Origin of the sequence: Terrabacter sp. Ter38 (genome assembly GCF_024519435.1) — a bacterium.
Classification (GTDB): Bacteria; Actinomycetota; Actinomycetes; order Actinomycetales; family Dermatophilaceae; genus Terrabacter.
In genome coordinates, this window is sequence record NZ_JALJRZ010000002.1 from 233,574 (window position 1) to 247,041 (window position 13,468).

The 13,468-nt window shown below is 71.5% G+C and carries 13 protein-coding genes; 10 read left to right on the top strand and 3 right to left on the bottom strand.

The window, feature by feature from the left end; translation table 11 throughout:
- Positions 1–12: 12 nt before the first annotated feature.
- A complete protein-coding gene (locus NR112_RS06025) occupies positions 13–1,149 on the bottom strand; it encodes an ROK family transcriptional regulator (protein WP_256793088.1) in 1,137 nt (378 codons plus the stop codon).
- A gap of 168 nt (positions 1,150–1,317) precedes the next feature.
- On the opposite strand from NR112_RS06025, the gene NR112_RS06030 reads away from it, so the two are divergent.
- The 4 genes from NR112_RS06030 (at position 1,318) to NR112_RS06045 (ending at position 4,406) form a co-directional block, all read left to right on the top strand.
- Entirely contained in the window at positions 1,318–1,593 is a 276-nt protein-coding gene (locus tag NR112_RS06030; protein WP_256793089.1) for a DUF2277 domain-containing protein, read from the top strand.
- A 46-nt stretch (positions 1,594–1,639) separates the two neighbouring features.
- A complete protein-coding gene (locus tag NR112_RS06035; RefSeq protein WP_306216816.1) occupies positions 1,640–2,266 on the top strand; it encodes a class I SAM-dependent methyltransferase in 627 nt (208 codons plus the stop codon).
- A gap of 81 nt (positions 2,267–2,347) precedes the next feature.
- Positions 2,348–3,058, top strand: coding sequence for a DNA alkylation repair protein (locus tag NR112_RS06040; protein WP_256793090.1), 711 nt, complete (start codon positions 2,348–2,350; stop codon positions 3,056–3,058).
- A 7-nt stretch (positions 3,059–3,065) separates the two neighbouring features.
- Positions 3,066–4,406: an MATE family efflux transporter gene (locus NR112_RS06045; protein ID WP_256793091.1), complete on the top strand. Its 1,341-nt coding sequence runs from the start codon at positions 3,066–3,068 to the stop codon at positions 4,404–4,406.
- A gap of 3 nt (positions 4,407–4,409) precedes the next feature.
- On the opposite strand, the gene NR112_RS06050 is transcribed toward NR112_RS06045, so the two are convergent.
- A complete protein-coding gene (locus NR112_RS06050) occupies positions 4,410–4,892 on the bottom strand; it encodes a DUF1772 domain-containing protein (RefSeq protein ID WP_256793092.1) in 483 nt (160 codons plus the stop codon).
- Positions 4,893–4,973: 81 nt separating this feature from the next.
- Between NR112_RS06050 and NR112_RS06055 the strand changes: the two genes are divergently transcribed.
- Positions 4,974–5,951, top strand: a complete 978-nt coding sequence (locus NR112_RS06055) for an AraC family transcriptional regulator (protein WP_374511649.1) — start codon at positions 4,974–4,976, stop codon at positions 5,949–5,951.
- A 275-nt stretch (positions 5,952–6,226) separates the two neighbouring features.
- On the opposite strand, the gene iolC is transcribed toward NR112_RS06055, so the two are convergent.
- The gene (iolC, locus tag NR112_RS06060) at positions 6,227–7,192 is read right to left on the bottom strand and encodes a 5-dehydro-2-deoxygluconokinase (protein ID WP_256793094.1); all 966 of its coding nucleotides are present in this window, start codon (positions 7,190–7,192) and stop codon (positions 6,227–6,229) included.
- Between the two features lie 200 nt (positions 7,193–7,392).
- On the opposite strand from iolC, the gene NR112_RS06065 reads away from it, so the two are divergent.
- From NR112_RS06065 to NR112_RS06085, 5 genes are all read left to right on the top strand, one after another.
- Complete coding sequence (locus NR112_RS06065) at positions 7,393–8,715, top strand: extracellular solute-binding protein (RefSeq protein ID WP_256793095.1); 1,323 nt, start codon at positions 7,393–7,395, stop codon at positions 8,713–8,715.
- 122 nt (positions 8,716–8,837) lie between these two features.
- Positions 8,838–9,833 (top strand): carbohydrate ABC transporter permease, encoded by a 996-nt coding sequence (locus NR112_RS06070; RefSeq protein ID WP_256793096.1) that lies wholly within the window; start codon positions 8,838–8,840, stop codon positions 9,831–9,833.
- Positions 9,830–10,711: a carbohydrate ABC transporter permease gene (locus tag NR112_RS06075; RefSeq protein WP_256793097.1), complete on the top strand. Its 882-nt coding sequence runs from the start codon at positions 9,830–9,832 to the stop codon at positions 10,709–10,711. The genes NR112_RS06070 and NR112_RS06075 overlap by 4 nt, the downstream gene beginning before the upstream one ends.
- The gene (locus NR112_RS06080) at positions 10,708–12,237 is read left to right on the top strand and encodes a GH1 family beta-glucosidase (RefSeq protein WP_256793098.1); all 1,530 of its coding nucleotides are present in this window, start codon (positions 10,708–10,710) and stop codon (positions 12,235–12,237) included. Before NR112_RS06075 ends, NR112_RS06080 begins: the two co-directional genes overlap by 4 nt.
- Positions 12,234–13,265 carry a LacI family DNA-binding transcriptional regulator gene (locus NR112_RS06085; RefSeq protein ID WP_256793099.1) on the top strand — a complete coding sequence of 344 codons (1,032 nt, stop codon included), beginning with the start codon at positions 12,234–12,236 and terminating at the stop codon, positions 13,263–13,265. Before NR112_RS06080 ends, NR112_RS06085 begins: the two co-directional genes overlap by 4 nt.
- The last annotated feature ends 203 nt before the right edge of the window (positions 13,266–13,468 follow it).

Below are 13,468 nucleotides of genomic sequence, written 5' to 3' on the forward strand. Positions count from 1 at the left end.
GTGGACCGTGGCTCAGGCGACGCCGAGCTGGTCCCAGAGCACGAGGACGGCAGCGCCGCGTAGGACGATGTCGTCGGAGCGGTGCGCGAGGCGCACCGTGAGGTCGGTCGTCGTGCGGGCGAGGAGACGGGCCCGGAGGGTCTCCTCGACGGCGTCGCGCAGGACCCCGCCGAGGAGGTGCTCGGGGCCGCTCAGGACGACCTCGGAGAGGTCGAGCGCAGCGACGACAGGGGCGAGGGCGATGCCGAGCCGCTCGCCCGCCTCGCGCAAGGGGCCCTCCGGGTCGTCGGCCGGGGCCGCGGCGAGCGCCTTCTCGAGGTTGGGGGCCGAGATCCACGTCTCGAGGCAGCCGACCTTGCCGCAGCGGCACGTCGCGCCGCCGTCGGTGCCGACGGTGACGTGGCCGATCTCGCCGGACGCGAAGTGCGCACCGCGCACCCGCTGGCCGCCGACGATGAGCCCACCACCGACACCGCGACCGATCTTGACGAGGACGAGGTCGTCGCCACCGTCACCGAGCGTGTAGTCGGCGTGGACGGCGGCGTCCGCGTCGTTGACGACGAAGACGGGCAGACCGGTCGCGTCGGCGACGATGTCGCGCAGGGGTACGTCGTTCCAGCCGAGGTTGGGCGCGGTGTCGACGACACCGCCCGGGCCGACGATGCCGGGCGTGCCGACGCCGATCCCGAGCAGCGGTGCGGTGGCGGCGCCGATGACCTCGTGGACGAGGTCGAGCACCGTGTCGACGACGGCCTGGCCGGAGTCGTCGCCGATCGGGCGCTCCGCACGGACGAGGATGTTCCCGTCGAGGTCGAGCACCGCAGCGCGGAGGACCTCGTGGGCGGCGAGGTCGACGCCGATGGCCTGCAGGCCGGTGCGGTTGACGTCGACGAGGGTGCCCGGCTTGCCGGGGCGCACGACCTCGGACGGCCCGAGCTCGACGGCGTGACCGCTGTCCATGAGCTCGGAGACGAGGTCGGAGACGGTCACCTTGCTCATCCCGAGACGGCGGGCGAGGTCGGCACGGCTCATCGCACCGACGGAGTAGAGCATCTGCAGCACGAGCGAGAGGTTGTGCCGCCGGCCGTGCGCCGGCAGCACGGCAGTGCGGGGAGAGACGCGGCGGGCTCGCGGCAGTGCGGTGGTCACGAGAGTTAGTAAAGTTTACTAACTCTCACATGGCAACCCTTTCGGCGAGAAATGTCCACCGCCCCTCCGCCGGTCGAGGTGATCCCGACACCGTGGTGGGTCGCGAGATCACCTCGAACGGAGGTCTGGCGGGGCCCCGAGCGGGTGGCCGCGACATACAGTCGAGGTATGTGCCGCAACATCCGACAGCTCCACAACTTCGAGCCGGCCGCGACGAGCGACGAGGTCCATGCCGCCGCGCTCCAGTACGTCCGCAAGGTCAGCGGGAGCACCAAGCCCAGCCAGGCCAACCAGGCGGCCTTCGACGAGGCGGTCGAGGCGATCGCCCACGCGACAGCCCACCTGCTCGAGCACCTGACGACGACGGCTCCGCCCAAGGACCGCGAGATCGAGCGCCAGAAGGCGCGTGAGCGCAACGCCGTCCGCTTCGGCACCCCCGCCTGAACCGCGACCCTGCGCGCGGACGTACCGATCGGCCTAGTCTGCTCGCATGGGCATCTGGGCGACCCAGGTCACGCCGCGGCTCGTGGCCTCCGGCGGTGAGGACGAGAAGATCCGTGCCCTCCGGGCCCGGGCGTGCGCGGGCCTGCACGGCGAGGTCGTCGAGCTCGGCTTCGGCAGCGGCCTCAACATCGGGCTCTACCCCACCGCGGTCACCCGCGTCGTCGCCGTCGAGCCATCCGACGTCGCCTGGGAGCTGGGGGCCGAGCGCCGGGCGCGCAGCCCGATCCCCATCGACCGCGGAGACCTGGACGGCCAGTGGCTCAGCCTGCCGGACGCGAGCGCCGACGCGGTCCTCTCGACGTTCACGCTGTGCACCATCCCCGACGTCGGCCGCGCCCTCGCCGAGGTCCGGCGCGTCCTGCGCCCCGGCGCCGCGTTGCACTTCCTCGAGCACGGCATCGCCCCCGAGGAGGGGGTCCAGCGCTGGCAGCGCCTCATCGAGCCGGTGCAGAAGAAGGTCTTCGACGGGTGCCACCTGACCCGCCCGATCGACCGGCTCGTCGAGGAGTCCGGCCTCGTCGTCGCGGACATCGAGCGGGCCTACGCGCCGCTGCCGAAGGTCATGCGCCCGTGGGTCTTCGGCTACCTCGGCCGGGCGGTCCGGCCGGCCTGACGCCGTCGCCGACCCACCCCCTCGCCGCACCCTCGTCGTCGGCTGACCCGGGCCGTGGGCGGCGCCGACTACGGTTGGCACATGTCGATCGGCCCACACCCCGACCTCGTGTCGGAGGTGCGGGCCGCCCTCGTCGCCCGGGCCGATCCGGAGCGGGCGGCCGGCCAGCAGCGCTACATGAAGTCGGCGATGCCGTACTTCGGCCTCACGTCCCCGCAGCTCAAGGCGGCCCTCGCTCCCCTGCTCCGCGACCCCGGCCTCGCCATGGAGTCACGGGAGCAGTGGGAGGCGACGATCCGCGCCCTGTGGGACGGCGCCACCCACCGGGAGCAGTGGTATGCCGCCATCGCCCTCGCGCGCCACCGCCCCTACCGCGCGTGGGTCGACAGCGACGCGATGCCGTTGTGGGAGAGCCTGATCCGGGCCGGTGCGTGGTGGGACGTCGTCGACGACATCGCGACCCACCTCGTCCGCGACACGGTGCTCGCCCACCCGACGGTCGAGGGGCTACGCATGCGCGACTGGGCCGGATCGGACTCGCTGTGGGTGCGCCGAGCGGCGATCATCTGCCAGGTCGGCGCGTGTGACCGACTCGACCAGTCGCTGCTCACCGACGTCGTCGAGCCCAACATCGACGACCCGGACTTCTTCAGCCGCAAGGCGATCGGTTGGGCGCTGCGCGACCACGCCCGCCTCGACCCGCAGTGGGTGCGCTCGTTCGTCGCGGCCCACCCCGACCTGTCCGGCCTGTCGCGACGCGAGGCCCTCAAGCACCTCGGACCGCTGACGTGAGCCACGCATGAGCCCCACCTCTCCGCTGCCCACGGACCACCGCCGCGAGATCGTCCGGCTGGCGGTCCCGGCCTTCCTCGCCCTCATCGCCGAGCCGCTCTTCCTCCTCGTCGACTCGGCGATCATCGGCCACCTCGGCACCGCGGAGCTCGCCGGGCTCGGGGTCGCGAGCGCCTCCCTCGTGACGGCGGCCGGCATCTTCGTCTTCCTCGCATACGGCACGACGAGCGTCGTCGCGCGCCACCTCGGCGCGGGCGACGAGCGCTCCGCCGTGAGCGCCGGCATCGACGGCTTCTGGCTGGCCCTCGGCCTCGGCGCCGTCACGGCCGCGGCGGTGGCAGTGTGGGCCCGACCGATCAGCGCTGCCTTCGGCGCCTCCCCCGCCGTCATCGAACAGGCGACGACCTATCTGCGCATCTCCGCCCTCGGCATCCCCGCGATGCTCGTCATCCTGGCTGTCACCGGTGTCCTCCGTGGCCTCCAGGACACGACGACCCCTCTCGTCGCCTCGGTCGTCGGCTTCGGCGCCAACATCGTGCTCAACCTCGTCTTCGTCTACGGGTTGCACTGGGGCATCGCCGGATCCGCGTGGGGCACCGTCATCGCCCAGACCGGCATGGGTGTCGCCCTCGTCACGGTGCTGCTCGTCAAAGCACGGGCTCGGCACGCCCGGCTGCGCCCGCATCCCGCGCGCGTCCTCGCGGCCGCGCGGACCGGCATACCCCTGCTCGTACGCACCGTCGCCCTGCGCGCGATCCTCATCGTCACGACGTGGGTCGCGGCCTCGCTCGGCGACGTGACCCTCGCGGCCCACCAGGTGGCGATGACGGTCTGGTCGTTCCTCGCCTTCGCGCTCGACGCCCTCGCGATCGCGGCCCAGGCCATCACCGGTCGCGCCCTCGGGGCCGGCGACCGGACGGCGGTTCGGGAGGCCATGGGCACGATGATCCGCTGGGGGGTGTGGGGTGGCCTGGCCCTCGGCCTCGTCATCGCCGGGCTCCACTCGGTCGTGCCGCCGCTCTTCACCCCGGACCCCGCCGTCCAGGAGGCGCTCGGTGCTGCCCTCGTCGTCGTCGGGCTCGGTCAGGCGGTCGCCGGCTACGTCTTCGTCCTCGACGGCGTGCTCATCGGCGCAGGAGACGGCCGGTGGCTCGCGTGGGGCATGGTCGTCACGTTCGTCGCCTACCTGCCCCTCATCCTCGCGGTGCGCGCCGCGGGGCCGAGCAGCTCCGCGACCCGCGACGTCGTCGTGCTGTGGCTCGCCTTCACCGGTTTCATGGTCATCCGCGGCGTCCTGCTCGGGTGGCGGGCGCGCCGTGACGACTGGATGGTCGTCGGCGCGCGCTGAGGCTCAGCCCGCCCGGACGGCGCCGGCCACGAGGAGCCCCGCGGACGCCAGCGACAGCGCGGCCCGCACGTGGTTCATCGCGACCCAGCCCGGCGCATACCCCTGCCAGGCTGCCGCCGCCGCGGCGGAGCTCGCGTCCACCCGGCCGAGGGCGTCGTTGCGCGGCACGTGGTAGGCCCCGGTGACCCCGAGGGCGATGACGCCGGTCAGTGCCCCGGCCACGAGCAGGGCCCGGGTGCTGCCGCTGGAGCGGGCCAACGCCCAGCCGCCGACGGCGAGCGACCCGAGGCCGGAGACGAGGAGCGGCACGGCGAGACCGCGTGGCGCCGTGACGTTGACGGCCTGCATGGCGCGCACGGCGTCGCCGGCCGCGAGCCGGTCGAAGCCCGGCATGACAAAGGTCGAGAACCCGACGAAGACGCCCCCGAGCACGCCGGTGCCGAGGGCGGTCGCGAGGGTGACGGTACGCAGGAGAGTGGTGTCCATGTCTCCATGACACTGCACCACGGTGAGCAGGTGAATGCGCCTTCGGCTCATCAACCTCAGCCATCGTCTCATCGGCGTACCGTGGAGCGATGGACACCCTCAGCGGTGATGGACGGTCACCGGGCCCGCGGAGCCTCGCTGCTGCGGTGCGAGATGCGAGCGCCGTGGGCCCTGCGGGTCGAGGACGAGGCCGCCCTCGGGCTCGTCGTCCTGGTGGCGGGGACGGCCGAGCTCCTGTCCCAGCGCGGCGAAGAGATCGCGCTGGGGCCCGGTGACCTGGCCCTCGTCAAGGGCACCCACCCGTGGGTGTTCGCCGACGCCGTCGCGACCGAGCCGACCGTCGTCATCGAGCCCGGCAACGTCTGCCGCTCGGTGACGGGCGAGCACCTGGCCGTGTCGCTCGGGCTCGGCACGCGGACGTGGGGCAACGCGGGGGGCGAGCCAGGAGACACGACCTTCCTCACGGCATCGTGGGAGCTCGCGAGCCAGGTGACGGGTCGGCTGCTCGACGCCCTGCCCGACGTGGCGGTCGTCCGTGCCGATGAGGCCGACCCCACCCTCTCGGGCCTGCTCGCCCGTGAGGTGCAGCGCGACCTACCCGGTCAGGAGGTCGTGCTCGACCGCCTCGTCGACCTCGTGCTCATCGACGCCGTCCGCCAGTGGTTCTCGCGCGCTGAGGACTCCGCGCCCTCGTGGTGGCGGGCGGGCTCCGACCCGCTCGTCGGCCGGGCCCTCGCGGCACTGCACGACGAGCCGGGGCATCCGTGGACCCTCGACGTCCTCGCCGCCCACGTCCACGTCTCGCGGGCGACCCTCTCGCGCCGGTTCAGCGACCTCGTCGGCCAGTCGCCGATGGCCTACCTCACCCACTGGCGGCTGGCCCGCGCCGCCGACCTGCTGCGGTCGGGCAGCCTCAGCGTCGAGCAGGTCGCGCACGCCGTCGGCTACGCCAACGCGTTCGCCTTCAGCGCCGCCTTCAAGCGGGAGCACGGGTCGGCGCCACGCACGTTCCGGTCGGCGCCCCTCGCCCCGGGAGCGTCCAGCCCCGTTCCCGGCTGACCTTCCCGCGCCGCAGCCGGCGCACGTGTGCCGTCCCCCGGCGTCCCCGCGATCCGGGCCGACGCGGCGGCCCGGTCATGGCCAACTGCTACGGGTTTCCCAGCGTTCTTTAAGGTCGGGCGCTCATAGTCGACCTCGTGAGTTGCTCCTGTGCGACTCGGTGATCTCCTCCCCTGTCGGATCATCGGGTCAAGGGCACCCGCCCCTGCTGGTCGAGTTCGGCGACGTGACCAGCAGGGGCGGGTTTTCTCGTTTCCGGGCCCGCTCGCGCGCCCTCACATGGCGCCGTCGGCGACCTCGACGTCGGACAGCAGGGCCTGAACCTCGCCCGTCGTGGGCATCGCCGTCGAGCACCCGAGCCTGCCGGCGACGAGAGCGCCGGCGACGTTGGCGAAGTGCAGCACGCGCTCGAGGTCCCACCCCTCGAGCAGGCCGTGAACGAGCGCCCCGCCGAACGCGTCGCCGGCGCCGATGCCGTTGACGACCCTCATCGGGAACCCACCGACCCGCACCTGCTCGGCGGGCGTCATGGCGAGCACGCCACGTGGTCCCTGCGTGACGACGGCGAGGTCGACGCCCGCCGCCAGGAGCGCACGGGCGGCGCGGACGGGGTCGGCCTCGCCGGTCGCGAGCTCACACTCCTCGACGTTGCCGACGGCGACGGTCGCTCGACCGACGGCATCGCGCACCTGCCGACGGGCTTCGTCGGCCGCGCTCCAGAATGCGGGCCGGAAGTCGAGGTCGAGGACGGTGAGCGGCGCCCGGCCGCGCTCCTCCCACGCAGCGTGGTGGGCCGAGCGGCTCGGCTCCTGGCTGAGCCCGGTGACGGTGGACCAGTAGACCTGCGCCTCCCGGATCGCTTGCAGGGGAAGCGAATCCGTGGTGATGAGAAGGTCTGGCGCGACCGGGTAGCGATAGAACCAGGTCGGGAAGTGGTCCGGCGGGAACACCTCGCAGAAGGTGACCGGAGTCGGCGGGCCTCCGGAGACGGTCTGCACGTGCGCATCGTCGACGCCGAGCTGCAGCAGCTCGCGGTGGACGAAGCGTCCGAAGGCGTCGTCGGCCGTGGCGCTGATGAGGGTGGTGCGCCGACCGTGGCGGGCCGCGGCGACCGTGACGTTGGCCGCGCTGCCGCCGAGGGACTTCTCGAAGGTGTGGACCTCGTCGAGGGTGACGCCGTGCTGGAGGGGGTAGAGGTCGACGCCCACACGGCCCATCGCGACGAGGTCGTAGACGGTCATGGGAACCTCCCACCGATGCCGGGCCCACGCCGGCGTCTGGACCTCCACGCTAGCGGCGATCAGGTCACGGAATGGTCACGGCTCTTGACCGATGCCCTCCGGCACCTCCATTCTCCTCGTGAGAGCGCTCTCACGGCCTCGTCTCACGCACGGAGAGCGCTCCCACACCCACATTGGGGATGAGACCAAAGGAGCTCTCCATGACATCCCGTTCCACCCGAACCGGCGCGCCCTCCGTGCGCTCTCGCCACGCCGTACTCGCCACCCTGACCGTCGGCCTGCTGGCCCTCTCGGCCTGCAGCTCGGGTTCGGGTGCCGACAGCCCCTCCACCCAGGCCGGCAGCACCGGCGGCGGACCGGTCACCCTGACGCTCGCCACCTTCAACCAGTTCGGCTACGAGGAGCTCATCCCGGAGTTCGAGAAGTCGCACCCGAACATCAAGATCACGCACAAGAAGGCCGCGACCTCCAACGAGGCCCGCGACAACTTCTTCACCCGCCTCTCGGCCGGCAGCGGCATGGCCGACGTCGAGGCCGTCGAGGTCGACTGGCTCCCGGAGATGCTCCAGTACTCCGACAAGTTCACCGACCTCAACTCCGCCGACGTCCAGGGCCGCTGGCTCGACTGGAAGGCCAAGGCCGCCACGGACGCCGAGGGCCACCTCATCGGCTACGGCACCGACTCCGGTCCCGAGGCCATCTGCTACCGCGGCGACCTCTTCAAGGCCGCCGGACTGCCCAGCGACCGTGCGTCGGTCGCCAAGATGTTCGGCAACACCTGGGAGAGCTACTTCGCCGCCGGCAAGCAGTTCAAGGCCAAGTCGAAGGTCCCCTTCTTCGACAGCATCGGGGCCACGTACCAGGGCATGGTCAACCAGCTCGAGGCCGCCTACGAGAACCCGAGCGACGACGCGATCACCGCGACGGACAACCCCGCCGTCAAGAAGGTCTACGACCAGGTCATCCAGGCCGGCATCACCGACGGTCTCTCGGCCAAGCTCCAGCAGTGGGGCGACGACTGGACCGCGAGCTACCAGAAGAACGGCTTCGCGACGATGCTCTGCCCCGGCTGGATGGTCGGGATCATCGAGGGCAACGCCAAGGGCGTCAAGGGTTGGGACGTCGCCAACACCTTCCCCGGTGGCGGTGGCAACTGGGGCGGTTCGTACCTGACCGTGCCGAAGCAGAGCGCCCACCCGAAGGAGGCCCAGGAGCTCGCCGCGTGGCTGACCGCGCCCGAGCAGCAGATCAAGGCCTTCAAGAAGGTCGGCGCCTTCCCGAGCCAGAAGCAGGCCCTCGAGAGCCAGGACCTGCTCTCCTTCACGGTCGCCTCCTTCAACAACGCGCCGACCGGCCAGATCTTCGCCGAACGCGCCAAGGCCGTCACCATCACGCCGTACAAGGGCACCCACTACTTCGCGATCAACGACGCGATGCAGCAGGCCCTGACCCGCGTGGAGCAGGGCACCGCTCCGCAGGAGTCGTGGGACAAGTGGGTCGGCGACGTCAAGGCCCTCGGCTGACCTGATCCCGCCGGTCGACGGGTCGAACGCCCGGCCCGTCGACCAGCCGACTGCGGACGGCCCGGTGCACCCCTCACCGTTCACCCGGGCACCGGGCCGTCCGCCCTACCATCGGAAGCGCCATGACCGTTCAGTCCCCCACCCGTACGACGCAGCCGGACCCGGCCGGCGCCGCGGCGATCGTGCAGCGCACGCCCCTCCCACCCCGCTCGGGCTGGCGCCGTCGCCTGACCAAGCTCGACGAGAAGGGCGCGCCCTACGCGTACGTCTCGCCGTTCTTCATCCTCTTCGGCATCGTCGGGCTCTTCCCGCTGCTCTACACGGCGTGGGTGTCGCTCCACAAGTGGAGCCTCATCGGGGGCCAGGGCGACTTCGTCGGGCTCAAGAACTACGCGGACGTCCTCGCGCAGCCCTACTTCTGGAACGCGCTGAAGAACACCGTGAGCATCTTCCTGCTCTCGAGCGTGCCGCAGGTCATCGCGGCGCTGGTCATCGCCGCCGCCCTCGACAGCGGGCTGCGGGCGCGCACCTTCTGGCGGATGGGCGTGCTGCTGCCCTACGTCGTGGCCCCCGTCGCCGTCGCCCTCATCTTCAGCGACCTCTTCGGTGACAAGTTCGGGCTCGTCAACCACCTGCTCGGTCTCGTCGGCATCGACCCGATCCAGTGGCACAAGGAGGTCCTGCCCAGCCATGTGGCCATCGCGACGATGGTCAACTTCCGGTGGACCGGTTACAACGCCCTGATCTTCCTCGCCGCCATGCAGGCCATCCCGCGCGACTACTACGAGGCGGCCATGATCGACGGCGCGGGCCGCATCCGCACCTTCTTCTCGATCACCATCCCGCAGCTGCGCGCGACGATCATCTTCGTCGTCATCACCTCGACGATCGGCGGCCTGCAGATCTTCGACGAGCCCCGGATGTACGACCAGTACGGCCTGGGCGGCGCCGACCGCCAGTGGCAGACGCTGACCCTCTACCTCTACCAGCTCGGCTGGACGCAGAAGAACTTCGGCCGAGCGGCCGCCGTGGCGTGGATGCTCTTCCTCATCGTCATCGTCTTCGCGGTCGTCAACTTCCTCGTCACCCGCCGGATCGCCTCGAAGGGACAGCGATGACCGCCCCGACCCTGACCCCCGCACCCGTCGTGAAGCCCCGGCGGGGCACGAGGCTCGTGCGCCGCACCCAGGCCGGGCCGACGGCCTACGTCTTCCTCGCGATCGTCCTCGTCGGCTCGGCGTTCCCGCTCTGGTGGTCCTACGTCAGCGGCAGCAAGGACTCCGTCGCCATCGTGCAGGACCCGTTCTCGTTGGTCCCCGGCGGGCACTTCCTCCAGAACGCGAGCACCGTCGTGACGACGATCCCGTTCTGGAAGGCGCTCGGCAACAGCATCCTCGTCAGCTCCACGGTGGCCGTGCTCGTCGTGCTCTTCTCGGCCATGGCCGGCTTCGCGTTCGCCAAGCTGCGCTTCCGGGGCCGCAACGGTCTGCTCGTCTTCGTCATCGCGACGATGGCCGTGCCGACCCAGCTCGGGATCGTGCCGCTCTTCATCGTCATGAGCAAGCTCGGCTGGATCGGCAGCCTGTGGGCCGTCATCCTGCCCAGTGCCGTCAGCGCGTTCGGCGTCTTCTGGATGACGCAGTACCTCCAGGAGGCGCTGCCCGACGAGCTCATCGAGGCCTCGCGCGTCGACGGCGCGTCGACGCTGCGCACCTTCTGGTCCATCGCCCTACCTGCCGCCCGCCCCGGTGCGGCGATGCTCGGCCTGTTCACCTTCATCGCGACGTGGACGAACTTCTTCTGGCCGTTCATCATCCTCGACCCAGGCAACCCGACGCTGCCCGTCGCCCTGCAGCAGCTGCAGGCCGCCTACTTCGTCGACTACTCCCTCGTGCTCAACGGGGTCGTGCTCATGGCACTGCCCCTCATCGTCCTGTTCGTCTTCGCCGGGAGGCAGCTTGTCTCCGGCATCATGCAAGGAGCAGTCAAGGGATGACCGACCAGCCGCACACCCACCAGCCGCTCACGACCTCGGCCACCGGTCGTGCTGTGGCACAGTCCCGCCCGGTGCCGCAGGACTTCGTCCTCGGCGTCGCAACCGCCGCCTTCCAGATCGAGGGGGCTCGCCACGAGGACGGGCGCACCGACTCCATCTGGGACACCTTCTCGCACACCCCGGGCGCCGTCGTGAACGGGGACACCGGTGACGTCGCCTGCGAGCACTACCACCGGTATGCCGCTGACGTCGCCCTCATGAAGACGCTGGGGATGCAGTCCTACCGCTTCTCGACGTCGTGGGCGCGCGTCTGCCCCGCCGGCGGCCCGGTCAACGCCAAGGGCCTCGACTTCTACGAGCGGCTCGTCGACTCGCTCATCGCGTCGGACATCGCGCCGTGGCTGACGCTCTACCACTGGGACCTGCCCCAGGCCCTCGAGGACCGTGGCGGGTGGACCTCCCGTGAGACCGTCGACCGCTTCGTCGACTACGCCCTGGCCGTGCACGACCGGCTCGGCGACCGGGTGAGCACCTGGACGACCCTCAACGAGCCCTTCTGCTCGGCCTTCCTCGGCTACACGGCCGGCATGCACGCGCCGGGACGCACCTCACCCGCCGACGGCCTCGCCGCCGCGCACCACCTCATGCTCGGTCACGGCAGGGTCGTGCAGGAGCTGCGGGCTCGCGACGCCGCGCTCGAGCTCGGCCTGACGCTCAACTTCACGGTCGCCGACCCGGTCGACCCGTCCGACCCGCGCGACGTCGACGCGGCGCGCCGGATCGACGCCCAGATGAACCGGGTCTTCCTCGACCCGATCTTCCGCGGCGAGTACCCCGCCGATCTCCTCGAGGACGTCCGCCATCTGGGCCTCGAGGACCACATCATGGACGGCGACCTCGACGTCATCTCGACGCCCATCGACGTCCTCGGCGTCAACTACTACAACGGCGAGGCCATCGGGCACGAGCCACCGGTCGCCACACTCGACGACAGCGTCAACGGCGGCCGGGTCACCCGCTCGCCCTTCCCCGCGGCCGACGACGCGCACCGCCACCCCCGCGGCCTGCCCGTCACCGCGATGGACTGGGAGATCCAGCCCGAGGGGCTGACCCGCCTGCTCGTCCGGCTCCAGCAGGACTACGCCGGCCCGGCCGGCGTGGCCCTGCACGTGACGGAGAACGGCGCCGCCTTCGACGACGTCCCCGACGAGGACGGCTTCGTCGACGACCGCGGCCGGACGGCATACGTCCGCGCGCACCTGGGCGCGGTCCTCGACGCCATCGACGCGGGGGTGCCCGTGCGCGGCTACTTCTACTGGTCCCTGCTCGACAACTTCGAATGGGCCTGGGGCTACGCCAAGCGCTTCGGTATCGTCCGAGTCGACTACGACACCCAGGTGCGCACGCCCAAGGCGAGCGCCCTCGACTACGCCCGCATCATCGCGACGCGCCGGCTGCCCACCCCGTGGGACGATCCGGCCGGGAGCGGCGACGGCGACGAACCAGCAGGAGAATCGACAGCATGAGCGACGGGACGCCCGCCACCCCCGTCGGGCGCCCCACCCTCGAGGAGGTCGCCCGGGTGGCCGGCGTGTCCCGGGCCACGGTCTCGCGCGTCATCAACGGCTCGCCCCGGGTCAGCCCGGACGTTCTCGCCGTCGTCGAGAAGGCCATCGCCGAGCTCGACTACGTGCCCAACCGGGCCGCACGGTCGCTCGTGGCCCGCGCGACGATGTCGATCGCCCTCGTCGTGCCCGAGGACACCCACCGCTTCTTCGGCGACCCCTACTTCGCCGACGTCGTCCAGGGCATCAGCGACCGGCTCGACGACAGCGACTACGTGCTCAACCTCCAGCTGACCAGCCCGAGCTCGCCCTCGGAGAAGACGAAGCGCTACCTGCTCGGCGGCAACGTCGACGGGGCCATCGTCGTCTCGCACCACTCCGGCGACCACTTCCTCACCTCGCTCAGCCGCTCCCTGCCGGTCGTCTTCGGTGGCCGGCCGATCGGTGAGGCGGCCGTCGACGGCGACTACTACATCGACGTCGACAACCGCCTCGGCGGCGTCCGGGGCACCCAGCACCTCATCGATCGCGGGCGCACGGCGATCGCGACGATCACGGGCCCGGCCGACATGCCGGCCTCGGTCGACCGCGAGCAGGGCTGGCGCGACGCCCTCGCGGGGGGCGGGCTGCCCGACCACCGCCTGGCGCGGGGCGACTTCACCGAGGCCGGTGGCATCCGCGCCGCGCTGACCCTCATCGACGAGTACCCCGACATCGACGCGCTCTTCGTCGCGAGCGACCTCATGGCGAGCGGGGCGCTGCTCGCGCTCGAGGAGCGCGGGCTGCGGGTGCCCGAGGACGTCGCCGTCGTCGGCTTCGACAACAGCGAGTACGCCACCCGCGGCAAGGTCGGCCTGACCACCGTGGCCCAGCCCGCCCGGGAGATGGGCGTCGTCATGGCCGACACCCTGCTGCGCCTGCTCGCGGGCGAGTCCCCGCCCCGGGTCACGACGCTCGACACCGAGCTCGTCGTCCGCGACTCCAGCTGACCGACCGCGGGCATCCGAGCCGCCGGCACACCTTCGGGTCAGCGGCACGCCGTGCACGGCGTGCGGCCGACCTGAGGGTGTGCACGTGGCCGGCAGACGCGCAGCGACCTGTGCGACCTGTGCGACCTGTTCGACCTTGGCAACCTGTGCAACCGGTGCGACCGCACCGTCGGGCGGGGCATGACGAAGGGCCGGGCTCCGCG